Raw genomic sequence first — 23,341 nt, forward strand, 5'->3', positions numbered from 1 at the left:
AGAAATAGGATATAAAAGGACAAAATGTTTAGTTGTTAGGCCCGGCACCTAAAGGTTTTCTGAAAGGATTATAAGAAGGGGGTCGAGCTGTTTGCGGTTGGTCCAGGAATCCGCGAACGGGTGCTTTGTTATTTCATTGTCTATCTCACCAACCATGCAGGGCCATGCGCCGTCAAGAAGCGCGTCTACCGCTGCCCAACCCAGTTTGGAAGCCAATACACGATCCGCAGTGGTTGGCGACCCTCCCCGCTGAACGTGTCCCAGTACCGTAACTCTGCTTTTGAGGCCTGATATATCTTCAATCTTCCGGGCTATTTCGAAGGCGTTTCCAGCCTCATCTCCTTCAGCCACTACAAGAATGTTGGAGGTTCTATCCCTGTTTATCCGATCCTTTACCTTGGCGCATATTGCATCAAGATCGGTTGGAGTTTCTGGGATGAGAACGGCCTCAGCGCCTGCTCCAACGCCAACTTCAAGGGCTATGAATCCCGCGGATCTTCCCATAACCTCAATTATGAAGAGGCGGTCGTGGGCAGCGGCGGTATCTCTTACCTTGTCGATGGCTTCAAGAGCGGTATTCACCGCGGTATCGTATCCGATTGTAAGATCGGTACCCCACAGATCGTTGTCGATTGTGGCGGGAACTCCAACTACGGGTATTCCATGCTCGACAGTGAGCGCATCAGACCCCCTGAAGCTGCCGTCTCCACCTATTACTACAAGGCCGTCAATTCGGTGATTTTTTAAATTCGACGCGGCTTTTGCTCGACCTTCCTCTGTGAAGAACCTCTCACTTCTTGCCGAATGGAGTATGGTTCCTCCGCGTTGAATGATATTACTTACATCGGACGATTTCATTTCAACAAAATCGTTGTCTATCAAACCCTCGAAACCTTTCTCGATTCCGGATATGGAAAGGCCACGGTTAAGCGCTCGTCTTACCGTGGCCCTTATACAGGCGTTCATTCCAGGGGCATCGCCCCCGCTGGTCAGAACGGCTATTTTCTTCAAGTCCTACCGTACCGCTATTTGCTGTCTGAGGATTTTTTAACCGACGAATCAACCAGCTCAAGGATACATGCTTCGGCAGCATCTCCCCTTCTCGGGCCGAGCTTGAGTATACGTGTGTATCCGCCGTTGCGGTCTACATACCTGGGGCCCAGTTCATTGAAAAGCTTCTGGACTGCTTTGCTTCCGTAAACGAATCTGGCTACATGCCTTCTGGCATGAACAGTGTCGATTCTGCCCTTTGTTATAATTCTCTCAGCTGCACTTCTTGCGGCTTTTGCCCTTGCCAGACTGGTTGTAATCCTCTCCTCAAGTATCAGAGAAGTAACAAGGCTGCGAAGCATTCTTTTTCTTGCTGCAGGCTTCCTGCCCAGCTTGGCTATTTTTTTTCTGTGACGCATATCAGTTCTCCCGATGACTTTATGTCAGTCGTCTATTGATAATTTCAACTTCTTGAGAGCATCCTCGACCGTTTCCAGTGAAGAGGGGCCGAACCCGCTGATTTCCAGTATTTCTTCGGACTTCTTCTCAAGTAGATCACTTACATTTTTAATTCCCGCTGATTTCAGAACATTGGCAATTCGTGTAGGGATATCCGTGTCTTCAATGGGAGTGGACATGATATCATTCTTGTTATCCTTCTCCTTGGTAATTATATCCGGTTTTTCCTCTGGTTCCAGTCCACCGGGTATCATCTGCAGATGCTCAGTGAGTATCTCACAGGCCTCGTTCAAAGCTTCTTTCGGGCCAATGCTTCCATCGGTCGAAATATCCATGATCAGATGATCGTAATCAGTTCTGTCACCAACTCTTGCGCTCTGCACCTCGTAGTTGACTTTCCTGACCGGACAGAACCATGAATCCAAAAGGATAGTCCCGGCCTTCTCTTCCTTTCCGTGAATGCTCCATTCATCGGCAGGTATGAAGCCTTTTCCCTTTTCAACAGCTATTTCAATGGATAGTTTTCCCGTACCGTCAAGCTGGGCTAATTCCTGATCCTTGTTAATAACCTTCAGATAACTGTCTCCCTTAAGGTCTTTTCCGGTATATGCTCCCTTTTTAGAAACATCAAGCCTGAGTGTACCTTTTTCATTTTCGCCGAGATCGATTATCAGAGATTTTATGTTAAGGACTAATTCCGGCACATCCTGAACAACACCGGAAACTGTGGAAAATTCATGCTCAACACCTTCGATTGAAATAGAGACCGGCGCAAAGCCCTCAAGTGAAGATAGGAGAACTCTTCGCAGGGCATTTCCCAGTGTCCGTCCAAATCCTCTTTCCAGAGGGATAATCTCGAGCCTGCCGAATTCATCGGAGAGAGATTCTTCCTCCCATTTGATCATATCCGGAAGATATAGACTCTTAAATACCATCTGACCCTCCTCCCAGGTTGGCAACCCGGATGTTTCTTAGCCCCACAGGGCTTTCATTTCCTGTTAGCCGCGTCGGCGACGTTTCGATGGACGACACCCGTTATGCGGTATTCTGGTTTGATCCTTTATTGCTGTTACTTCAAGATTTGTTGACTGGAGAGCCCTGACCGCAGCTTCCCGTCCCGACCCTGGTCCTCTGACCCAGATTTCTACTTTCTTTAATCCAGCTTCAATTGCCTTCTCAGCAGCTTGAACAGCTGCCTGTCCCGAGGCAAAAGCGGTTCCTTTTCTTGTACCCTTAACTCCAGTGGTTCCTCCGCTTGCCCAGGTAATTACATTACCGTTTCGGTCGGTTACTGTTATCATCGTGTTATTGAACGAAGATTTCACATGTATTATTCCATTAACATCCGTTACTTTTAAGGTCTTCTTCTTTTTTGTCGCCTTTGCGCGACTCTTTACCTTGGCTCCTTTTGGCACTACAGCCTCCTAATGAATTCTCTTACGCCCGAATTTCGGTCCCTTGCGGGTACGAGCGTTCGTTCGTGTCCTCTGGCCTCGGACCGGGAGTCCTCTGCGATGCCTGATCCCGCGATAGCACCGGATATCCATCAGCCTCTTCTTGTTCATATTCACTTCCGCCCTCAATGCACCTTCAACTTTGTAGTCCGAATCGATGACTTTTCTGAGAGCGGCGACTTCTGTTTCTGTAAGATCGTCTGTCTTTACATCGAACTTAATTCCCGCCTTCTCAAGAATAATTCTTGAAGAAGCCAGCCCTATTCCATGGATATATGGCAGCGCATAAAGAATGTGCTTGTTAGGCGGAAGATCAATTCCTGAGATTCTTGCCACTAATTACCTCCGTACTTGCCTTTAACTCGATTTATCCCTGTCTCTGTTTGTGCTTGGGATTACGCGAACAGATTACAAGAACCTTTCCGCGCCTGCGCACTATTCTGCAGTATTCGCAGATCTTTTTGACTGAGCTACGTACTTTCATTGTCCGATCCTTACTTGTACCTGTAAGTAATACGGCCGCGGTTCAGATCGTATGGAGAGATCTCAACCGTTACCCTGTCACCTACCAGTATCCGTATGTTGTTCATTCGCATCTTACCTGATATGTAACAAAGTGTTATGTGTCCATTCATTCCATCAAGCTCAACACGGCACTGATAATTTGGCAGCGTCTCAATTACGGTTCCATCCTTGGGAACATTCTTTGCCACTATTAATCCTCTCTAATTTGTAACAGAACGCATATCATTGGTAATTATCATCATGCCGTCAATATCAGCGGTTCATTACCACATACAACAATCGAGTGTTCAGCATGGGCAGAAAAGCTTCCATCAGCAGTAACGATGGTCCAGTTGTCCTGCAGTGTTCTGACTCTGTATCCGCCGATATTTATCATTGGTTCAATTGCGATAGCAAGGCCCTCTGAAAGCTTCATGCCTTTTCCGGCTCTTCCGAAGTTAGGTACCTGCGGTGGCTCGTGCAGCTTCCTTCCGATTCCATGGCCAACAAGTGCCCTGACAACACTGAAGCCCTGAGCTTCTACATGGTCCTGAATCACTGAACCAACATCACCAAGGGTATTCCCTGGTCTTGCTGTTTCGATACCCTTGTCCCGAGCTTCATATACTGTTCTCACCAGCAGCATTGCCCTTGGGTCAGCCAGTCCGACGATAACTGTGTCCGCGGCATCTCCGTGGAACCCGTTCTTGAAAGCTCCCGCGTCTATGCTGACAAGATCTCCGTCCATAACTTCTCTGTTCACGGAGGGAATGCCATGCACAACCTCATTATTTATCGAAACACAAATTGCGGCAGGATATCCGTTGTAACCCAGGAATGAGGGAATCGCCCCCTCAGCTTCGATAACTCCCCTGCCCACCGAATCGATCTCCTTTGTAGTAACCCCCGGTTCAATGAATGCTCTCATCTCGTCGAGAGCGCGTCTGACAATCCTGCCGGATTCCTTCATGAGATCCAGATCACTACCGGTGATTATTCCCATGCCAGTAAATCTTTTCTGATTCGTTCGTTAACCTGATCAATGGATCCGAGCCCATCGATCACAAGAAGCCTGTTTTCGTAATATTTCTCAAGATGCCTGGTCAGCGTGTGAAAATGATGAAGCCTGTTCTTCACAACTTCCGAGATGTCATCACTACGCTTAACGAATTTTTGACCACAAACGGGACAGATATCCCCCTCTTTACTGTGGTCGCCGGCTGTATTACTTCTTCCGTCTGAACAGTCGCATACCAGCCTTTCGCTAAGCCTTCTCATAACCTCTTCGTCGGGAACGTGAATGAAAACTGCACCCGAAAGGAGTTTACCAATCTTTTCAAGGAACTCGTCAAGGCTTCTCGCCTGTGATAAATTCCTCGGGTAGCCATCAAGAAGAAAACCCTCGAGGCTTTCTATACTTTTGAAAACCTCTTCATTCATGATCTCATCGCTTACAAGATGTCCCGATTCTACTATTTCGCGAATGCGTTTTCCCAACTCCGAGCCACTTTTGATCTCTTCTCTGCAAAGAATACCCGTTGAGATATGCTTCAGGCCGAAGTAGTCGGATATTCTATCCGCCTGCGTGCCCTTTCCGGATCCTGGTGGCCCAAAGAAGGTTATCCGCATGTTTATCTTCTTCCTCTTATCTTACCTTTACTCAGGAAGCCATCGTAGTGCCTCATAAGAAGATGTGTCTCAATCTGCCTGAGAGTCTCAAGGGCCACTCCCACCACAATAAGCAGGCTTGTTCCGCCGAACATGAAGTTAACATTGGCGTGCCTGCTCATGAGCATGGGCATCACCGCTATGGCGGCAAGGAAGATAGATCCGGGAAGTGTAACCCTGACAAGTACTTTCTCAATGTACTTCGCGGTACTTTTGCCTGGCTTTCTTCCGGGTATGAATCCACCGTACTTCTTCATGTTGTCAGCAAGATCCTGGGGATTAAAGGTTATTGCCGTATAAACATATGCGAAAAGAATAATCAGGAGGGTATATATGGTTATATATACTGCGCCTCCCGGCGCAAGATGAGTATTCACCCATGTATCTACCCCTGAATTGGGGAAAAACATCGCTATGCTGCTTGGAAACATCATAAACGCCTGGGCGAAAATAACCGGAATAACACCGGCGGTATTCAGCCTGAGGGGAATGTGAGTACTCTGGCCTCCGTAGACTTTCCGGCCCCTTACCTGTTTTGCGTAAGTCACCGGAATCCTCCGCTGAGATTCAGTCATCAGTACAACGAATGCCACAACGGCAAACATGAAAACGCCAAGGAAGATCGCTGTTATGAAACCTGTCTGCTGAAGCACAAAGACATCCTGATAAATGGACATTATCGCACCGGGAAGCCTGCCCACGATACCCGCGAATATGATAAGGCTTATCCCGTTGCCTATACCGCGCTCAGTTATCCGTTCACCAAGCCACATGACGAATATCGTACCGGTTATCATTGTAACCACTGTCTGTATTGTAAAACCTATTCCCGGATGAGGAACTATCATCATTCCCTGGCCGTTCAAGCCTATCAAATATTGAGATATTCCAAGCCCCTGGATAAAAGCCAGAACGACTGTTCCGTACCTGGTGATTTCCGTCATTTTCTGTCGCCCGGCTTCACCCTCCTTTTTGAGCCTTTCAAAATAGGGAAAGACCGAGGTGAGAAGCTGTATGATAATCGACGCTGAAATGTACGGCATTATGCCAAGAGCAAAAACGGAAGCCCGCCGGAGAGCTCCTCCTACAAACAGGTCGTACATTCCCATTAATCCGCCACCCTGGCTGAATGCCTGGTTGAGGGCATCACCGTCAATTCCAGGAACCGGTATGTGCCCCCCTACTCTGTAAACCGCAAGCAGAAGAAACGTATAGAATATTTTCTTCCGGAGCTCCGGAATCTTCAGTATGTTTTCAAAACCGCGCATTACGGAAGCACCTCCACCGTACCTCCGGTGGATTTAATCATCTCTGTGGCGGTTGAACTGAATGAATGCGCACATACAGTGAGTGTTTTCTTCAGTTCTCCTTTTCCGAGAATCTTTACCGGACGGAATCTGGATGAGATCAGTCCTGCTTCTTTCATCATGTCCGGAGTTACCACGCTGTCCGAAGCGAACCTTCCCAGTTTCTCCACATTAACTATCTGAAATCTCCTGGCGAATCGGGTGTTATTGAACCCCTTATGGCTCATACGCCTCTGTATGGGCATTTGACCACCTTCGAACCATGGCTGAATACTACTTCTGGCCCTCTGGCCCTTGTTGCCTTTACCGCTGGTTCCTCCGGTGCCGGTACCCCGTCCGCGGCCTAGCCTGGAAGAGTTTTTTGTGGCTCCTCTAGCAGGCTTCAGATGCTGTAAGCGTCTCATTATTCAACCTCCTCGACCTCTAGCAGATGCACAACTCTATTTATCATTCCGCGTATTTCCGGCCTGTCCGGATGAACGACAGTATGATTCAATTTCCTCAGCCCAAGGGCTTTCAGCGTACGCTTCTGCACTTCTTTTCGGCCGATTGCGCTTTTTACCTGAGTTATTCTGAGTTTCCTGTCAGCCATCGTTACCCCTTCTGGCGATCGCTGCCTGTCGGTATCCACCGACTCTGTCTATGAGAACAAGATCCTTCAGACCTTTCATAGTAGCTTTAACAACATTGTGAGGGTTATTGGAACCCTGGGATTTTGTAAGTACATCCTTTATCCCTGCGCATTCCATAACTGCCCTTACAGCGGCTCCTGCTATAACTCCTGTTCCCGAACTGGCAGGTCGAAGCATGACCTTGCCGGCACCGTGCCTGCCAAGTATCCTGTGTGGAATTGTCCTGTTTTCTATCAGCGGGATGCTGATCATGCTATTCCGCGCGGAATCCTGCGCCTTTCTTATAGCCTCGGGCAGTTCCGTAGCCTTGCCGAGCCCAACTCCGACTTTTCCTTTTGCGTCACCTACTGCGACAATTGCGTTGAATCCGAAGTTTCTTCCGCCCTTGGTAACCTTCGAGACTCTGTTAATAGTAATGAGCCTGTCGACGAGACCAGCTTCTTCGAGTTTTGAAACCTTCTTCTTCCGCTTCGATCTGTCTTTATTATCATTTCTTTTTTCCAATGTACAGCCTGTCCCTTCTACAACCTGAGGCCGGCTTCACGGGCATTTTCCGCGAACGCCTTGACTCTGCCGTGATAGGGATGCCCTCCACGGTCAAAGACAGCTTCATTTATACCCTTTTCTTTTGCTTTCTCAGCAAGAAGCTTGCCCAGTCTGGATGCCTGTTCGCTTTTATTTTCTTTTTTAACGGTTGAAAAACTGCCTGATTTGGTAGTCAGTGTAAGCAAAGTCTCTCCCGTCAAATCATTTATAAGACTGGCTTCCAAATGCTTCAGGGATCTTCTAACGAGCAGCCTCGGTTTATCGTCTGTTCCATACAGTCTCTTCCTGATATGGAAATGCCGACGTCGGAGGCGCTGCTTTCTGGTCAATTTAGCCATTTCTCAGTCTCCTCCTGACACTATGTTATTGTTTTGACAGCTTTACGCTTGACATGCTGGTCCGAATAGCGGAATCCGATAAGATTGTACGGTTCAACCTTTTTGATCTTGTAGAGTTCCGCGCTGAATGCGCCAACCAGATGTTTGTCAATACCACTGACTGTAAGCGTAAATTCGTTCTGCCCAGGCTTAATATTGATCGAAAGTCCACTGGGTATCTCAAACAGTACTTTATGGGAAAAACCAAGCTGCATTTCGAGTATCCGTCCCTTTACCTCTGCCTGATATCCTTTCCCGTGAACTATGAGTACCTTGTTATGCCCTTCAGAAACACCTTGAATACGGTTGGCAAGAAGAGCCCTTGCCGTACCATGAAGCTTGCTCAACTCCCTCGTGTCTTCTTTCCGCGACAGCACTATCTCGGAATCACCTATCTTAACCTTGATTCCGGAGGGAACTGTCAAATCCGTTTCGCCCTTCGGTCCCTTTACGCTGATTACGTTCTTCCTGGCGGTTACTGTTACCTTTTCAGGTAAAGGAATTGGTAATTTGCCTATTCTCGACATACTTTTACCCCTCCTTACCAGATATGGAGCAGCACTTCGCCACCCACGTGCTGTTTTCTTGCTTCAGTATCGGTTAAAATACCTCTTGGAGTTGTAAGAACGGCGATACCGCGGCCCCCCATTACCCTGGGGATATTATCGGCATCGATATACACCCTGCAGCCGGGCTTCGATATTCTCTTAAGTCCGACTATCAGAGGCTGATCGTTCCTGTATGCAAGGTATACTCTCAGCATGCCCTGCTTGTTATCCTCCATTTTTCTGAAACCCCTTATGAACCCTTTGTTATAAAGAGTTCTTGCTATCGAAGTCTTCAACTTCGAAGCGGGGATATCAACCATCTTGTGTTCTGCCCGGGAAGCATTTCGAATCCGGGTAAGCATATCAGCTATTGGATCTGTCATTGACATTATTCTGCCTCCCTACCAGCTAGCTTTGCGTACGCCGGGAACAAGGCCCCTGTTGACCATATCCCGAAAACAGATACGACAAATGCCATATTTTCTTATATATGCCCTTGGACGTCCACAGATAGAGCATCTATTGTACTTCCTGACCTGGAACCTGGGGGTTCTCTTCTGTTTTTCTACTAAAGCTTTTCTAGCCAATTTCTCATCACCCCGCTAACGCGCGGTTCCGCGGAAAGGCATGCCTATGAGCTTCAAAAGCTCAAGGCCTTCCTCATCCGTGGGTGCACTTGTTACTATTGTTATGTTCATTCCCCTGAATTTATCAATACGGTCTACACTGATCTCAGGAAATATTGCCTGTTCTTCTACACCGAAATTGTAGTTGCCATGCCCATCGAATCCTTTGGGAGAAAGGCCTCTGAAATCCCTAACCTGAGGTATGGAAAACGTAATCAGCCTATCCAGAAACTCCCACATTCTGTCATTTCTGAGAGTAACGAAGGTTCCAATTGGAGTTCCCTCTCTGAGGCGAAATCCCGCAACTGACTTCTTGGCCTTTGAAATCACCGGCAACTGACCAGTAATTGTAGCCAGCTGTTCGGTTGCGTTCTTCATGTTGTTCGCGTTGTCCATGGCTTCTTTTCCGAGACCCATGTTCAAGACAACTTTCTTGATTCGCGGAATTTTATTTACGTTCTCGTATTCAAAACGTTCTTTTATCTTATCCCGCAACTCTTCTATGTAAAGTTTCTCAAGCCTTGGCATTTTTCTCACTGGTCACCTCCTAACCGGTTGATATTGTTTCATTGCACGCTTTACAATGACGTTGAAGTCTTCCTTCTTCATCTCTCATGCGCGAAATTCCTGCCGCTTTTCCGCAACCTGGACATACCACGCTGAGATTGGATAGATGTATCGAAGCCTCCTTCTCGATTATCCCGCCCTGCTGATTACGGGAAGATGGTTTGGTATGTCTCTTTATAAGATTCAATCCCTCGACAATCGCGCGATGTTTCCCGCGGAATACCTTGAGGACCTTACCTTCCTTCCCGCTATCTTCTCCTGTCAGGACACGAACTTTATCTCCCTTTCTGATATGCATCAGATCACCTCCGGAGCAAGGGAAACAATTTTCATAAAATGCTCTCTGAGCTCGCGTCCAACAGGCCCGAAAATTCTTGTGGCGACCGGTTGGTAGTTTTCATCAAGTATAACCGCTGCATTGTCTCCGAATCGGACGGATGTTCCATCCGGCCTGTTCAACTCTTTCCTAACCCGGACAATAACTGCTCTTCGCACTTCTTTTGCCTTAACTGCTCCATCGGGCAGGGCATCTTTCACCGAAACCACTATAATGTCTCCTATGGTCGCGTACCTGCGTCTGGTGCCTCCAAGAACCTTTATGCACTGTACAGTACGGGCGCCAGAATTGTCCGCAACTTTCAGTTTTGTTTCCTGCTGAATCATCGCCAATTCCTCCTATCGAGCCCGCTGTACAATATCGAGAACACGCCAGCGTTTTGTTTTCGAAAGAGGTCGGGTTTCCGATATGGTAACCTTATCCCCCTGGTTGCACTGGTTATCTTCATCGTGTGCATAATATTTCTTTGTTGTACGGTATCGCTTCTTGTAAACCGGGTGTGCCTTGAGGGACACGACCTCCACGACAACCGTTTTGTCCATGGCGCTGGAAATCACGGTTCCCGTGAGAACCCTTCTGTTTCCTGCCTTTACTACTGCCATTCTAACTTCCTTCCCCAGCCCTGGATTCAAGCCCCAGATCAAGTTCTCTGATTACAGTAAGTGTTCTTGCGAGATCCTTCCGGGCAGTCCGCAACCGCAGGGGATTATCAAGCTGCTGTGTAGTTCTTCTGAATCTAAGGTTGAATAGCTCCTGCCTGAGTTCCCGAACATGTTCTTCAAGTTCTTCAGGGCTCATCGATCGAAGCTCATGGGTTTTCATCTACAGCTCCTCCCTGTCACGAACAATGAATCTGGTCTTAATGGGAAGCTTGTGTCCCGCCAGCCTCATAGCGGATTTTGCCATCTCAACCGGGACTCCTTCAAGCTCGAACATCACTCTTCCCGGTTTGATAACAGCAACCCAGTGATCTACTGCACCCTTGCCTTTACCCATACGGGTTTCGGCAGGAGTAGAGGTAACAGGTTTATCAGGAAATACTCTGATCCAAACCTTCCCTCCCCTTTTAACATGCCTTGTCATGGCAACTCTGGCAGACTCAATCTGAGCACTGGTAATCCATCCGGGTTCCAATGCCTGTAATCCATACTCTCCAAAGGATACGGTACCACCACCCTTGGTTTTACCCCTCATTCGACCACGATGCTGTTTTCTGTACTTCGTTCTTTTTGGCATTAACATCGTTGATCACCTGCTATCCACTGTGCCGGATATCGGTGGTTCATGTATCTCACCATGGTATATCCAAACCTTGACGCCGATGGCTCCGTAGGTGGTTAATGCCGTTTCACGACAGAAATCGATATCGGCCCTCAGTGTATGGAGTGGAACTCTGCCTTCATGATAGGTATTAACCCGGGACATCTCCGCACCGCCAAGTCTACCGGCACATGACACCTTGATTCCCTCGGCACCATCTGTTATCGCGTCTCTGATTGCCATCCTCATTGCTCTTCTGACTGAAACTCTACCTTCAATCTGGCGGGCAATTTTGTCCGCCACAAGCGTAGCGTCACATCTGTCTTTTCTTATTTCCTGAACCTTGGTTCTGACTGTTTTACCGCCGACCAGGACTTTCAGCTCATTGGTAATCCTGTCAATGTTGGAACCTTTACTTCCGATTACCTGGCCTGGTCGTGCGCTCCAAATCACTACTTCTACTTCCTGTGGCTTCCTTAGAATTTCAATCTTTGAAACCCTGGCTTTTTCCAGCCTTGAACCCAGGTATCGGCGGATGTCGGCATCTTCTTTCAGATACTCGGCATACTTCCTGCCCCTGGCAAACCATGTGGAATCCCAGCCACGGCTGATACCAAGACGGAGGCCAACAGGATTGGTTTTCTGACCCATACTATTCCTCTCGTCCCTGTTCGGCTGCCTGATCAGTATTGACAACCGTAACTGCTATATGACTTGTTCTATGTCTAATTTTGGTCGCTCTGCCCCGAGCCCTGGGTCTCCATCTCATTGTGGTCGGGCCTTCGTCGACAATAACGTTCTGTATAACCAGCTCATCAACATCAAGCCGTTCCCCCTGCGCCTTCTGAATGGCGTTGGCCACTGCAGAATCCAGAGTTTTCTCGATTATTCTCGATGAGTTCCTCGGAACAGTCATGAGAATAGACAAAGCCTGGTTAACAGTTTTTCCACGGATAAGATCCGCAATGTACCTGGCCTTGCGGGGAGGAACCTTAACGAATCTTGCTCTGGCAATTGCCTTCATGCTTTCCCTCCCTAAACCTTAGCCTGTTTCTGTTTTCCTGAGGAACCGGATTCCCGGTGTCCGCGGAATGTCCTTGTGGGAGCGAATTCTCCCAGCTTATGACCAACCATATTCTCCACCACGTAAACCGGTAAGAATTTTCTTCCGTTGTAAACGGCAAAAGTATGTCCCACAAATTCAGGAGGGATGGTAGATCTTCTGGACCATGTTCGTATTATTTTCTTCTCTCCAGAAGCTTCCATCTTTGTGACCTTTAAGGCCAGCTTCTCTTGGATATAGGGACCCTTCTTCAGTGAACGGGCCATAGCCTACTTCCTCCTTTTTCCAGTGGGTCTCCGCCTGGTAATAAGTTTATCAGACGCTTTATTTTTTCGTGTTCTCAAGCCCTTGGCAAGCTGTCCCCATGGAGAGCATGGGTGACGTCCACCGCTGGATTTGCCCTCACCGCCACCCATCGGGTGATCGACCGGGTTCATCGCGACTCCTCTTACATGAGGTCTGCGGCCCTTCCACCGGCTGCTTCCGGCTTTACCCGGCACAACGAGAAAATGCTCAGCATTTCCAACTGTTCCGATTGTAGCCATGCAGTTTACCGGAACCATGCGGGTTTCTCTTGAAGGCATCTTAAGTGTTGCGTACCTTCCATCGCGGGCCATAAGCTGTATTGATGCTCCAGCGCTGCGGGCTATCTGTCCGCCTTTGCCGGGTTTCATCTCAACATTGTGTATTGTTGATCCGAGGGGAATTCTTGTCAGTGGAAGGTGATTGCCGTTCTCCGGCGGGGAATCGGGACCTGATACAACCGTGAGTCCAACCTTCAGTCCTTCGGGAGCAATGATATAGCGTTTTTCACCATCGATGTAATGAACCAGCGCGATTCTTGACGAGCGGTTTGGATCGTATTCTATCGATACGATTTTTCCCGGTACACCGAATTTGTCGCGCTTAAAATCGATTCTTCTGTACCGTCTCTTATGACCGCCACCTCTGTGTCTTGCGGTGACACGTCCTTTGCTGTTTCTGCCGGCTTTGCTTTTCATGGGTGCCATGAGAGATTTTTCACCGTGATCTCTCGTGATTTCGTCGAATCCCGGGGAAACTTTAAATCGAGTCCCGGGAGTGCACGGTTTCCAGCGCTTCATAGTCATTTAATTACACCCCCTCAAAGAAATCGACCGTATCGCCTTCAGCGAGGGTAACGATGGCTTTCTTCCATGATGGTTTTCGACCAAGATTCCGGCCCAGTCGCTTTTTCTTTCCCTGCATTCTCATTGTCCGAACGTCCATGACATTCACTTCGAACAACTCCTCAATGGCAGCCGCGATCTGTCTTTTACTTGCGCGGGGGACCACACGGAATGCGTACTGATTCGATTCTTCTCTTAAAACCGTAGTTTTCTCTGTGATAATTGGTCGGATAACTATCTGTCTTGCGTCCTTCATATCAGTCTCTCCTTAAGCAGATCGATAGCTTCTTCAGAAAGGAGAACCACTTCAGAATTGACCAGATCGTGAATGGAAACGTTCGCAGCGTTCATCACCTTAAGACCTGAAATATTCCTGGAAGCTCGTATCACAAGATCGTTTCCATCTGAAACAAGGATAACCGTATTTCTGCCTTCGCAGTCATGATTTGACAACATTTCAGCCATTTCACGAGTCTTACCGCTGGACGTGAGATCCTTGACTACTCTCAGATTTCCCTCTGCAAGTCTTTCACTTAGAATACCGGCAAGGGCTTTTCTTCTTACTTTCCGGTTCAGCCGGATATTCCATTTTCTCGGTTTGGGCCCGAATGTGACCCCGCCGCCTCGCCATATGGGAGAGGTAACCGTTCCAGCTCTTGCGTTACCGGTACCTTTCTGGCGCCATGGTCTTCTGCCGGACGCCTTCACCTCGCTTCTTCCAAGTGTGGATACGGTTCCCTGGCGGGAATTCAGTGATTCTGCTCTAACAACTTCCCAGAGGACGTGAGTGGAAACATTCATACCGAACATCTCCTCGGGAAGATCGGTCTTGCCGACCTCTTCACCATTCATGGTATATACTCTTACGTCAGCCATACTAATTTCCTCCCGAATTCTGTTTCTTGATCAGGAGGTATCCGTTTCTGGATCCTGGAACCGCACCCTTTAATACCAGAAGGTTTTTCTCCGAGTCTACCTGAACAACTTCCAGGTTGCGGACCGTTATCTTTTTTCCACCATCTCTTCCGGGCATTTTTTTATTCTTCCAAACCCTTGACGGGGTAGCACACTGGCCTATTGACCCGGGAACTCTGTGAGATTTATTTCCGTGTGTACTGTCACCGCCGGAAAAACCGTGCCGTTTAACAACACCCTGAAAACCTTTACCCTTGGTCAACCCGGTAACGTTAACCTTCTCGCCGGGAATGAACATGGATACATCCAGGAAATCCCCCGCCTTTGTGCTTTCGTCCGTCACCGATACTTCGCAGAACCTTGATACCGGTGGAGCCCCGCTCTTATCAAGATGTCCAAGTGTAGGTTTGTTCAGACGTTGCTTCTTCTGAGTTTTATAACCAATCTGCAGGGCATCATACCCGTCCGTCTCCATGGTTTTAACCTGGGTAACCGGATTCGGCTGAGCTTCAAGTACTGTAACAGGAACAGCTTTCCCGTCATCTTTAAAGATGCGGGTCATTCCTATCTTACGAGCCATTATTCCGCTCATAGATCACTTCCCATCGCTGAAGTCCCTTTGGAGGCGGAGGGACGAGCGTTTTTTTTCTTCGCTCACCGGGCAACCGCCATTGTCCGGTAATGCGGTATTTCTCTTAATCCGGACCTGCCGGATCAGTTAGAAAGAAACCAGTTTACTAGATTTCGTTCATCTCCACATCCACTCCTGCAGGCACATCCTGTGACCTGAGAGCGGCTGCGGTCTCTTCATTCGGGTCCCCGATATCAATCAGTCGCGAATGTACTTTCATCTCGAATTGCTCCCGCGATTTCTTGTTCACATGCGGACTTCTCAATACCGTTACGATTGACCTCTTTGTAGGGAGAGGAATCGGCCCGGAAACACTGGCTCCGGTTTTTACCACGCTTCTGACAATTGCGGAAGCGGAGCGATCAAGAAGCCTGTGATCGTAAGCTCTGAGCTTTATCCTCAGCCTGTTCGATTTCAATACTATCTCCTGTTCAATTTGTCATGGGTTTCCTGGCGAAACCAACAATTCCCATTTGCTCCAACAGACCCCGTGTGATATTCTCCGCAATTCGGGCATAATCACTGAACTGCATTGAAAACCCCGCACGACCCTGCGTTAGAGAACGTAGGGCGCTACTATAACCAAATAGTTCCGCAAGAGGAACCCTTGCTTTTATCGACTGTACCTCACCTCTGGGTTCCAAGCTCAGAACATTACCTCTGCGCGAGTTCACATCACCTATTACTTCGCCTACATAATCTGAGGGACATATTATATCCAGTCGCATAACCGGTTCTCTTAAAACAGGTTTGCCCTTTCTCATACATTCTCTGAAAGCCATTGCGCCCGCATAGGCATATCCTATATCAGATGAATCCGTTTCGTGGAGTTCAGCATCAAGAAGTTCAATTCTGATTCCATCAACCGAATAACCGGCAAGAGGACCTGCTCCCACTGAACCCATAACGCCCCTTTTTATAGCTTCGGTAAAATGCCCCGGAAATGCCTTTTCCTTCAACAGGTTTACAAATTCTATACCCGAATCAGCCGGTTCCACCCTGATTATAGCATTTCCGAAATGACCTCTGCCCTGGATTGACTTTCTGAATTCGCCTCTACCCTCCACTCTGCAGGAAATACTTTCCCTGTACGAAACCTGAGGCTTCCCGGTTCTTACCGCAACACCTTTTTCCCTTTTAATTCTGCCAGCGATTACCTCCAGATGGAGTTCTCCCATTCCCTTGATGAGTGTCTGTCCTGATTCCTCGTCAATGCCAACCCTGAAACTCGGATCTTCACTTGCCAGTGAAGCCAGTGCTTCATCCAATGTTTTTTCATCGGAAGTACTCATGGGTTCTATTGCCATCTGCATCACAGGCTCTGGAAATTCTATGGATTCCAGTGTCAGCGGCGCTCCGGGTAATGTCAGCGTATCTCCCGTTGCTACATCTTTCAGTCCGGCAGCCGCAATATCTCCCGCCATCACAAAATCAAGATGAGTTCGTTTATTGGCATGCATCCTCACAAGCCTGGTGAGTCTGTCTTTGTTACCGGTTCTATTGTTGAATACATGCTGGCCATCCTTTACCTTTCCCGAATAAACTCTTATGAAAGCCAGTCTGCCAAGATGCGGGTCGCATTGAACCTTGAAAACCAGGGCTGAAAACGGCTCCTCAACACTGCGCTTGACTTCAACGGTTGAACCGTCGTTCGATTTTGCGATTACAGACGGGAGCTCAGATGGCGAGGGCAGCCAGTCTACTATTGCATCCATAAGCTGCTGAATTCCTATGTTTTTCAGTGCGGCTCCGCACAGAACCGGAACGAAATTACCCTCCATTGTTCCTTTTCGAATAAGCTTCCTGACTCGCTCGGGGGAAAGACTGCCGCTGAAGTATTCCTCCATGGCAGACTCATCAAGTATAGCCGCTGATTCCCAAAGCGCATCTTTTATGGTACTGTACTCATCCATGTACTTCTCGGGGATTTCCTCGAGTGTAAACTCAGAACCGTAGGAGGTTTCATCGAAGTAGACCGCATGCCCTCCGATAACATCAATTATCCCCTGGAAATTGTTTCCACTCCCTATGGGAAACATAACGGGCAGGGGCTTGGCTCCAAGCATATCACGCATCATATCCAAGACCCTTGAGTAATCCGCTCCCTGGCGGTCCATCTTATTCACGAAAGCAATTCTGGGAACGCTGTACTTGTCGGCCTGATGCCATACAGTCTCGGATTGCGGTTCTACTCCGCCCACAGCGCAGAATATCGCTACAGCTCCATCTAGAACCCTCAGGCTTCTTTCCACCTCAGCGGTAAAATCAACATGACCAGGAGTATCTATTATGTTAATCTGACATGATTTCCACATACAGGTCGTGGCAGCTGACTGAATTGTAATGCCCCTTTCCCTTTCCTGGGGCATCCAATCCATTGCTGCTGTGCCATGATCAACATCGCCAAGACGGTGTACACTCCCGGAATAGTAGAGTATCCGCTCTGTCGCAGTTGTTTTTCCGGCGTCAATATGCGCCATAATGCCAATATTTCGAATATTGTCTACTCGGGAAGTGCCCATGATACGCGATTTCCTCCAGTTGTACAATCAAGTTATTTCGGTCGCTGGAGGATTGTTAAGGAAAGTAGTTAGCCTACCAGCGATAATGAGCGAAGGCTTTGTTAGCTTCCGCCATTTTATGTGTATCTTCTTTCTTCTTCACGCTTCCGGCGTTTTCACCCTTGGCCGCATCCATTATCTCGGCTGCCAGCCTGTCAGACATCCCCCTGCCGCTGCGAGCATTTGCGTACTGAATTATCCAGCGCATTGCAAGAGAATCCTTTTCCTGGGGTTTTACTTCAATAGGAATCTGGTAGGTGGATCCACCCACCCGCCGTGCTTTCACCTTGAGCTGCGGGCGAACATTCCCCATTGCTCTGTTGAAAACGGTTACAGCATCCTGTCCGGTCTTTTCGGTAATCGTATCCATCGCATCGTAAAAAATCTTTTCAGCTGTAGATTTTTTTCCCTGATGCATGATTTTATTGATGAATTTCGCCATAAGCAGATTGCCGTACTTTCTATCCGGCACAGCTTCCCGCTTCTTTGGCCTTGAACGTCTAGCCATTCGTCCTCCCCGTCTGCACCACTGGTGCAGAGCGCATTGTTCTATGTTTTTCTTGTGCCGTACTTTGAACGGCTCTGTTTTCTTCCTTCAACACCGGATGTATCTTCAACACCGCGGATAATATGATACCTTACTCCTGGCAGATCCTTCACTCTTCCGCCTCTTATGAACACAACCGAGTGTTCGTTAAGATTGTGATCGATCCCCGGGATGTAAGCCGTTACTTCAAAACCGTTCCGCAAACGGACTCTTGCTACTTTACGCAGAGCCGAATTCGGTTTTTTTGGTGTTGAAGTATAAACCCTTGTACAAATACCCCTTTTTTGCGGACATCCGGTCAGGGCAGGTGCCTTGGTTTTTACTTTCTTCTTCTTGCGCCCGTTACGCACAAGCTGGTTAATTGTGGGCAAACCATCTCCTTTCAAGGTTCATTTCATGCAATCCTTGATGATACAAGGGCATTAAGTCTATACATCAAAATCGGTTTCGTCAATATCACGTTCTTCCATATCGTCCGGGAATGCCGGTTCTGGCAAACCTTCCCCGTCCGGTAGAGTGAGCCTGATATTCTGGTATTTCTTCACGCCTGTTCCCGCCGGAATAAGATGTCCGACAATAACATTTTCCTTAAGGCCGTGAAGATAATCAACCTTGCCGGCAGTGGCGGCATCGGCAAGCACCCTGTTGGTTTCCTGGAAAGACGCTGCCGACAGAAAACTGTCGGTAGCAAGGGATGCCTTGGTTACTCCAAGAAGAAGAACAGCGGAAGTCGCCGGCTTTTTGCCTTCCATCATCATGTCTTTGTTATCTCTCTGGAGAACAAGCCTGTCTATCTGGGATCCCTCCAGGAACTGCGTATCTCCCGGATCGTCTATCTTTGCCTTGGAAAGCATCTGGCGAACAACGATACTTATATGCTTGTCGTTGATATTGACGCCCTGAAGACGGTAGACCTCCTGGATCTCGTTGAGAAGGTACTTTTCCGCAGCTTCAGTTCCCATTATTCTGAGAATATCGTGCGGAGACAGTGGGCCTTCGGTCAAACGATCTCCCGCTTTCACCCTGTCCCCCTCACGCACACGGATATGTTTGGAAGCCTGAATCTTGACAGCAGATTCCTGGCCATGATCTCCCCGAATGGTAACCGTTCTTATTCCGGCTTTGATAGGACTAAGAGCTACAATACCATCGATTTCGGCAATGCTTGCGGCGTCTTTTGGAATTCTGGCTTCGAATAGTTCATCAACCCTCGGAAGTCCTCCGGTAATGTCCCTTTGCTGACCGAGCTTACGCTCTATTCTGGCAATATGGACGCCCGACTTGATAAGGCTTCCATCGTTAACCCTGAGGTGCGCTCCGCTGGGAATTGGATACTTGCCCCTGACAGAATCAGCTATGAACTCTTCAACCGGGTCACTTGCAATTTTCTTTCTTCCCCGCTGCTCGATATGACTTCGCGCGCCTCTCGTAGTGAAGTCGGAAATTACCATCATTGCGCTTTCAGTCACTATATCCTGAACACACATCACAAGGTTTTTTGTCCCCTGATGCCCTCTGTCCAAGGATTCTATAACGACAATGAAGGAACCCTTCAGGCTAAGGTCAGCCAGTGCACTTGCGAACTTCTCTTCAAGCTCTGTATTCTTGCGCTTGCTGGTGTTCTCAAGATCATCGATAGCGCTTTCAAGCGCAGCGACCTCTTTTTTCGCCTTTTTACCGAAAGCCTTGATTATCTCCCTCGAAGCTATAATCAGAGCTGCGTAACTTCCAGTTCCCGCCTTCCTGCAGTTGACGGAGACAACAGGAATCTTCTGATCTTTCATCCTCTCGATGAAATCTTCAGCGATGGTCTCAGTCCTGTAGGTACTGACCTCCTGGTACGTATAAATAATACGACCGTGTCCCTCGATCATTTCCTTTTCCAGCTCTCCGAGAGTATAAAGCTCCTCTTCCCTTCGCCGGGGGTGTCCGCCGAGGACAACCATTTGTTCGGGAAGTATAAAAATGTGCGGATGAAGGGTTTTACTTCTGTCCTCTACAATGACCATCTGCTTACGCTGCTCGCTGTCGATTTCTTCCTTCAGCGTAGTGTCTTCCTCAATATCGACATAGTGCACACTTCCTTCCTGTTCCGCTACTATTGGGATTATGAAGGGATCGCTTTTGCAGATTACATCATTTTTCTTGATCTTCTTGCCATCTTCAGTCTTCATCTGCGACCCGACCACAATGTCGTAGGTGGACAGGATTTCTCCCGAATCATCAAGAATGTCCAGCTGTGTGTTTCTGGTGCTGATCATCATCTTACTATTATTCTGATTGGTACTCTTCACGATACAGGGAATACGCAAGCTTACGTAACCGGAATGCTTCGCGGTAACTTCCGATTCCCTCGTCTCTCTGCCCGCGACTCCACCTGTATGGAAAGTACGGAGGGTCAGCTGTGTTCCAGGTTCTCCGATACTCTGCGCTGCGATAACGCCGACAGCTTCTCCAACTGTGACCATTCTATTCCTTGAAAGGTCCCAGCCGTAACATTTTGCGCACAGACCTCTCTTGGCCTCGCACGCCAGAACACTCCTTATCCGAACGGATTCAACTCCGATTCTGTCTATTTCGGTAGCAAACTCCGCCGTTATTTCCTGGCCTGCTTCGCATACTACATCATCGGTCCCGGGTTTGTAGATGGTTTCTGCTGTAACCCGACCGAGAATACGGTCACGGAGGGGTTCAATTACTTCTTCACCCTCCTTAAGAGCGGTAATTACTCTTCCTCTTATGGTTCCGCAGTCTTCCCCGATGATTATGACATCCTGGCAAACATCAACAAGCCTCCTGGTAAGGTAGCCCGCATCTGCTGTTTTAAGAGCGGTGTCAGCGAGTCCCTTCCTGGATCCGTGGGTTGAAATCGAGTATTCGATTACCGAAAGGCCTTCTTTCAAAGAAGAGATTATAGGGGTTTCAATTGTCTCTCCAAGTTCACCGGTAAGTTTTTTCCTGGGTTTGGCCATGAGGCCACGCATGCCGGAAAGCTGCTTCATCTGATCAACGCTTCCCCTTGCGCCTGAATTGGCCATCATATAGACGGGGTTGAAACCGTGATTATCATGTCTCAGCCCTTCCATCATGGCGTTTTTCACTTCCTCTGTCGTTTTTGCCCAGTTATCTATTACCCTGTTGTAGCGCTCCGCCTCGGTAAGTTCTCCGCGTCTAGAACTCTTTTCAATAAGCTCTATCTCGTGAACAGTTTTTTCAATGATATCCTTTTTGCTTGCCGGGATCAGCATATCGCATATTCCGACAGTTAAACCGGCTACGGTTGAGTAATGGAAACCCAGTTCCTTGAGGTTATCAAGGAAAACCGCAGTCCTTACGGAACCCTGTTCATTGAAGCATCTTCCTACTAACTGGTTAAGCCCTTTCTTGCTGAAGATCTTTTCGTGCGGGATTCTGGCATTGGACATAATGTAACCAAGTTCTTCAGGTACTATCTCGTTGAAAATCACTTGACCAACCGTCGTGTAGTCCTTCCAGAAAGGAGGTGTGATGCGCACTTTATCCCCGTTCTCCTCAACGATCTTGTTGACACCTTTTATTTTGATCTTCGCGTGAAGATCAATTTTCCCGGCATCATAAGCACCCCTTACCTCTTCCGTTGACGCGAAGATCATTCCTTCCCCCTTTGCTCCGGGGAGAGGTTTTGTAAGGTAATAAATACCTATGACCATATCGTGACTGGGAGTCGCAACGGGTTCCCCACTCGCGGGTCTCAGTATATTCTTGCTGCCAAGCATCAGCATACGTGCTTCAACCTGAGCCTCAGCGGAGATGGGAACGTGGACTGCCATCTGGTCTCCGTCGAAATCAGCATTGAACGCCGAACATGCCAGGGGATGCAGCTGGATAGCTTTTCCCTCAACAAGAACGGGCTCGAACGCCTGTATTCCGAGTCGATGAAGAGTGGGAGCCCTGTTAAGAAGTACAGGATGATTCTGAATAACTTCCTCAAGAACCGGCCATACTATCTCATCAGCTTCTTCCCATCTCTTGGTTGCCTTTTTCACGCTTTCATCAAGCAGCTCGCAAATCCTGGCAACTACGAAGGGTTTGAAAAGCTCAAGTGCCATGGTCTTGGGCAGGCCGCACTGATGCATCTTCAGGTCAGGGCCTACAACGATCACGCTTCTTCCTGAATAATCAACTCTTTTTCCGAGAAGGTTCTGTCTGAACCTTCCCCTTTTACCCTTTAAAAGGTCCGAAAGGGATCGAAGCGGCCTCATTCCGGCGCCCTTCACAGGCTTACGTCTTGAACTGTTATCGAGTACAGCGTCAACCGCTTCCTGCAGCATCCTTTTTTCGTTCCGAAGTATTACATCCGGAGCTTGAAGGTCAAGAAGCCTCTTCAGCCTGTTGTTCCTGTTTATTACCCGGCGATAAAGATCGTTCAGATCACTGGAGGCAAATCTTCCACCGTCCAGGGGAACCAGGGGTCTCAGGTCCGGAGGCAGCACCGGCAATATCTGAAGGATCATCCATTCCGGTCTATTGTCTTCAGATGATAATCTGAACGCCTCTACTTCCTTCAGCCTCTTGATATTCTTCTTCCTGCGGGAATAGGTCGTTTCGTTGGCAATACTGGTTCGCAGTTCGGTTGCCATTTCCTCGAGGTCGAGATCAGCAAGCATAACGCGTATGGCTTCCGCTCCCATACCCACCTTAAAGACATCACCGTACTCTTTCTTAGCCTCTCTGTATTCCTCATCGGTTAGTATTAAACCGATTTCAAGGTCAGGATGATCAGATTTGATGACGATATAGGATTCGTAATAGATCACCCGTTCCAGCTTAAGATTCGTGATGTTGAGAAGCTTGGATATTTTTCGTGATTTAAAGTACCAGATGTGCAGTACAGGTACTGCAAGGTCTATATGACCCATGCGTTCTCTGCGTACTCTGGAATGTGTAACTTCAACACCGCATCTGTCACATACTATTCCCTTATTACGTATCCTTTTGTACTTTCCACAACTACATTCCCAATCCCGGATGGGACCAAAAATACGTTCGCAGAAAAGCCCTTCTGATTCCGGTTTGTAACTTCTGTAGTTAATGGTTTCGGCCTGATTAACCTCTCCGTGAGACCATTTTCTGATGGTTTCGGGGGAAGCAAGACTTATTTTCATGCCCCCAAAATCGGAGAGCAATACCCTGGCATCACGTCGGGAAATGTTTTCTAACAT

General features: G+C 48.2%; 35 protein-coding genes. All 35 read right to left on the reverse strand.

Annotation, left to right across the window (positions count from 1 at the left end):
- Positions 1-48: 48 nt before the first annotated feature.
- Complete coding sequence (gene pfkA / locus K8S15_13520; protein MCD4777055.1) at positions 49-1,011, reverse strand: 6-phosphofructokinase; 963 nt, start codon at positions 1,009-1,011, stop codon at positions 49-51.
- A gap of 14 nt (positions 1,012-1,025) precedes the next feature.
- A complete protein-coding gene (rplQ, locus tag K8S15_13525) occupies positions 1,026-1,409 on the reverse strand; it encodes a 50S ribosomal protein L17 (GenBank protein MCD4777056.1) in 384 nt (127 codons plus the stop codon).
- 24 nt (positions 1,410-1,433) lie between these two features.
- Positions 1,434-2,384, reverse strand: a complete 951-nt coding sequence (locus K8S15_13530; protein ID MCD4777057.1) for a DNA-directed RNA polymerase subunit alpha — start codon at positions 2,382-2,384, stop codon at positions 1,434-1,436.
- 63 nt (positions 2,385-2,447) lie between these two features.
- Positions 2,448-2,864 carry a 30S ribosomal protein S11 gene (rpsK, locus tag K8S15_13535; protein ID MCD4777058.1) on the reverse strand — a complete coding sequence of 139 codons (417 nt, stop codon included), beginning with the start codon at positions 2,862-2,864 and terminating at the stop codon, positions 2,448-2,450.
- A gap of 9 nt (positions 2,865-2,873) precedes the next feature.
- Complete coding sequence (gene rpsM / locus K8S15_13540; protein MCD4777059.1) at positions 2,874-3,239, reverse strand: 30S ribosomal protein S13; 366 nt, start codon at positions 3,237-3,239, stop codon at positions 2,874-2,876.
- Positions 3,240-3,270: 31 nt separating this feature from the next.
- Entirely contained in the window at positions 3,271-3,387 is a 117-nt protein-coding gene (rpmJ, locus tag K8S15_13545) for a 50S ribosomal protein L36 (GenBank protein MCD4777060.1), read from the reverse strand.
- A gap of 10 nt (positions 3,388-3,397) precedes the next feature.
- The gene (gene infA / locus K8S15_13550; protein MCD4777061.1) at positions 3,398-3,616 is read right to left on the reverse strand and encodes a translation initiation factor IF-1; all 219 of its coding nucleotides are present in this window, start codon (positions 3,614-3,616) and stop codon (positions 3,398-3,400) included.
- 50 nt (positions 3,617-3,666) lie between these two features.
- Positions 3,667-4,410 carry a type I methionyl aminopeptidase gene (gene map, locus K8S15_13555; protein ID MCD4777062.1) on the reverse strand — a complete coding sequence of 248 codons (744 nt, stop codon included), beginning with the start codon at positions 4,408-4,410 and terminating at the stop codon, positions 3,667-3,669.
- Positions 4,401-5,036 (reverse strand): nucleoside monophosphate kinase, encoded by a 636-nt coding sequence (locus tag K8S15_13560; protein MCD4777063.1) that lies wholly within the window; start codon positions 5,034-5,036, stop codon positions 4,401-4,403. The genes map and K8S15_13560 overlap by 10 nt, the downstream gene beginning before the upstream one ends.
- Positions 5,037-5,038: 2 nt before the next feature.
- On the reverse strand, positions 5,039-6,343 hold the full coding sequence (secY, locus tag K8S15_13565; GenBank protein MCD4777064.1) for a preprotein translocase subunit SecY: 1,305 nt from the start codon (positions 6,341-6,343) through the stop codon (positions 5,039-5,041).
- Positions 6,343-6,786: a 50S ribosomal protein L15 gene (rplO, locus tag K8S15_13570; GenBank protein ID MCD4777065.1), complete on the reverse strand. Its 444-nt coding sequence runs from the start codon at positions 6,784-6,786 to the stop codon at positions 6,343-6,345. The genes secY and rplO overlap by 1 nt, the downstream gene beginning before the upstream one ends.
- Complete coding sequence (rpmD, locus tag K8S15_13575) at positions 6,786-6,974, reverse strand: 50S ribosomal protein L30 (protein MCD4777066.1); 189 nt, start codon at positions 6,972-6,974, stop codon at positions 6,786-6,788. The genes rplO and rpmD overlap by 1 nt, the downstream gene beginning before the upstream one ends.
- Positions 6,967-7,518, reverse strand: coding sequence for a 30S ribosomal protein S5 (gene rpsE, locus K8S15_13580; protein MCD4777067.1), 552 nt, complete (start codon positions 7,516-7,518; stop codon positions 6,967-6,969). The genes rpmD and rpsE overlap by 8 nt, the downstream gene beginning before the upstream one ends.
- Positions 7,519-7,535: 17 nt before the next feature.
- Entirely contained in the window at positions 7,536-7,898 is a 363-nt protein-coding gene (rplR, locus tag K8S15_13585; protein ID MCD4777068.1) for a 50S ribosomal protein L18, read from the reverse strand.
- A 20-nt stretch (positions 7,899-7,918) separates the two neighbouring features.
- On the reverse strand, positions 7,919-8,464 hold the full coding sequence (gene rplF / locus K8S15_13590) for a 50S ribosomal protein L6 (GenBank protein MCD4777069.1): 546 nt from the start codon (positions 8,462-8,464) through the stop codon (positions 7,919-7,921).
- A 14-nt stretch (positions 8,465-8,478) separates the two neighbouring features.
- Positions 8,479-8,874, reverse strand: coding sequence for a 30S ribosomal protein S8 (gene rpsH, locus K8S15_13595; GenBank protein MCD4777070.1), 396 nt, complete (start codon positions 8,872-8,874; stop codon positions 8,479-8,481).
- Between the two features lie 12 nt (positions 8,875-8,886).
- Positions 8,887-9,072 carry a type Z 30S ribosomal protein S14 gene (locus tag K8S15_13600; protein MCD4777071.1) on the reverse strand — a complete coding sequence of 62 codons (186 nt, stop codon included), beginning with the start codon at positions 9,070-9,072 and terminating at the stop codon, positions 8,887-8,889.
- 15 nt (positions 9,073-9,087) lie between these two features.
- Positions 9,088-9,639 carry a 50S ribosomal protein L5 gene (gene rplE / locus K8S15_13605; protein MCD4777072.1) on the reverse strand — a complete coding sequence of 184 codons (552 nt, stop codon included), beginning with the start codon at positions 9,637-9,639 and terminating at the stop codon, positions 9,088-9,090.
- A gap of 19 nt (positions 9,640-9,658) precedes the next feature.
- On the reverse strand, positions 9,659-9,976 hold the full coding sequence (gene rplX / locus K8S15_13610) for a 50S ribosomal protein L24 (GenBank protein MCD4777073.1): 318 nt from the start codon (positions 9,974-9,976) through the stop codon (positions 9,659-9,661).
- Positions 9,976-10,341: a 50S ribosomal protein L14 gene (gene rplN / locus K8S15_13615; protein ID MCD4777074.1), complete on the reverse strand. Its 366-nt coding sequence runs from the start codon at positions 10,339-10,341 to the stop codon at positions 9,976-9,978. The genes rplX and rplN overlap by 1 nt, the downstream gene beginning before the upstream one ends.
- 12 nt (positions 10,342-10,353) lie before the next feature.
- The gene (gene rpsQ, locus K8S15_13620; protein ID MCD4777075.1) at positions 10,354-10,617 is read right to left on the reverse strand and encodes a 30S ribosomal protein S17; all 264 of its coding nucleotides are present in this window, start codon (positions 10,615-10,617) and stop codon (positions 10,354-10,356) included.
- Between the two features lies 1 nt (position 10,618).
- Positions 10,619-10,837, reverse strand: coding sequence for a 50S ribosomal protein L29 (gene rpmC / locus K8S15_13625; protein ID MCD4777076.1), 219 nt, complete (start codon positions 10,835-10,837; stop codon positions 10,619-10,621).
- Complete coding sequence (gene rplP, locus K8S15_13630; protein ID MCD4777077.1) at positions 10,838-11,257, reverse strand: 50S ribosomal protein L16; 420 nt, start codon at positions 11,255-11,257, stop codon at positions 10,838-10,840.
- Positions 11,258-11,263: 6 nt separating this feature from the next.
- A complete protein-coding gene (gene rpsC, locus K8S15_13635; GenBank protein ID MCD4777078.1) occupies positions 11,264-11,926 on the reverse strand; it encodes a 30S ribosomal protein S3 in 663 nt (220 codons plus the stop codon).
- Position 11,927: 1 nt separating this feature from the next.
- A complete protein-coding gene (rplV, locus tag K8S15_13640) occupies positions 11,928-12,299 on the reverse strand; it encodes a 50S ribosomal protein L22 (protein ID MCD4777079.1) in 372 nt (123 codons plus the stop codon).
- 11 nt (positions 12,300-12,310) lie between these two features.
- Positions 12,311-12,604 carry a 30S ribosomal protein S19 gene (rpsS, locus tag K8S15_13645; protein MCD4777080.1) on the reverse strand — a complete coding sequence of 98 codons (294 nt, stop codon included), beginning with the start codon at positions 12,602-12,604 and terminating at the stop codon, positions 12,311-12,313.
- Between the two features lie 3 nt (positions 12,605-12,607).
- A complete protein-coding gene (rplB, locus tag K8S15_13650) occupies positions 12,608-13,447 on the reverse strand; it encodes a 50S ribosomal protein L2 (protein ID MCD4777081.1) in 840 nt (279 codons plus the stop codon).
- A gap of 4 nt (positions 13,448-13,451) precedes the next feature.
- Positions 13,452-13,742 (reverse strand): 50S ribosomal protein L23, encoded by a 291-nt coding sequence (rplW, locus tag K8S15_13655; GenBank protein ID MCD4777082.1) that lies wholly within the window; start codon positions 13,740-13,742, stop codon positions 13,452-13,454.
- The gene (rplD, locus tag K8S15_13660) at positions 13,739-14,362 is read right to left on the reverse strand and encodes a 50S ribosomal protein L4 (protein MCD4777083.1); all 624 of its coding nucleotides are present in this window, start codon (positions 14,360-14,362) and stop codon (positions 13,739-13,741) included. The genes rplW and rplD overlap by 4 nt, the downstream gene beginning before the upstream one ends.
- 1 nt (position 14,363) lies before the next feature.
- The gene (gene rplC, locus K8S15_13665) at positions 14,364-14,993 is read right to left on the reverse strand and encodes a 50S ribosomal protein L3 (GenBank protein ID MCD4777084.1); all 630 of its coding nucleotides are present in this window, start codon (positions 14,991-14,993) and stop codon (positions 14,364-14,366) included.
- A 145-nt stretch (positions 14,994-15,138) separates the two neighbouring features.
- Positions 15,139-15,450 (reverse strand): 30S ribosomal protein S10, encoded by a 312-nt coding sequence (rpsJ, locus tag K8S15_13670; GenBank protein MCD4777085.1) that lies wholly within the window; start codon positions 15,448-15,450, stop codon positions 15,139-15,141.
- A gap of 13 nt (positions 15,451-15,463) precedes the next feature.
- Complete coding sequence (gene fusA, locus K8S15_13675; GenBank protein MCD4777086.1) at positions 15,464-17,554, reverse strand: elongation factor G; 2,091 nt, start codon at positions 17,552-17,554, stop codon at positions 15,464-15,466.
- Positions 17,555-17,627: 73 nt separating this feature from the next.
- Positions 17,628-18,101 carry a 30S ribosomal protein S7 gene (gene rpsG / locus K8S15_13680; GenBank protein MCD4777087.1) on the reverse strand — a complete coding sequence of 158 codons (474 nt, stop codon included), beginning with the start codon at positions 18,099-18,101 and terminating at the stop codon, positions 17,628-17,630.
- Positions 18,102-18,142: 41 nt separating this feature from the next.
- On the reverse strand, positions 18,143-18,511 hold the full coding sequence (rpsL, locus tag K8S15_13685) for a 30S ribosomal protein S12 (protein ID MCD4777088.1): 369 nt from the start codon (positions 18,509-18,511) through the stop codon (positions 18,143-18,145).
- 57 nt (positions 18,512-18,568) lie between these two features.
- Entirely contained in the window at positions 18,569-23,341 is a 4,773-nt protein-coding gene (gene rpoC, locus K8S15_13690; GenBank protein ID MCD4777089.1) for a DNA-directed RNA polymerase subunit beta', read from the reverse strand.

It is taken from the genome of Candidatus Aegiribacteria sp., assembly GCA_021108005.1.
GTDB lineage: Bacteria > Fermentibacterota > Fermentibacteria > Fermentibacterales > JCC-6 > Aegiribacteria.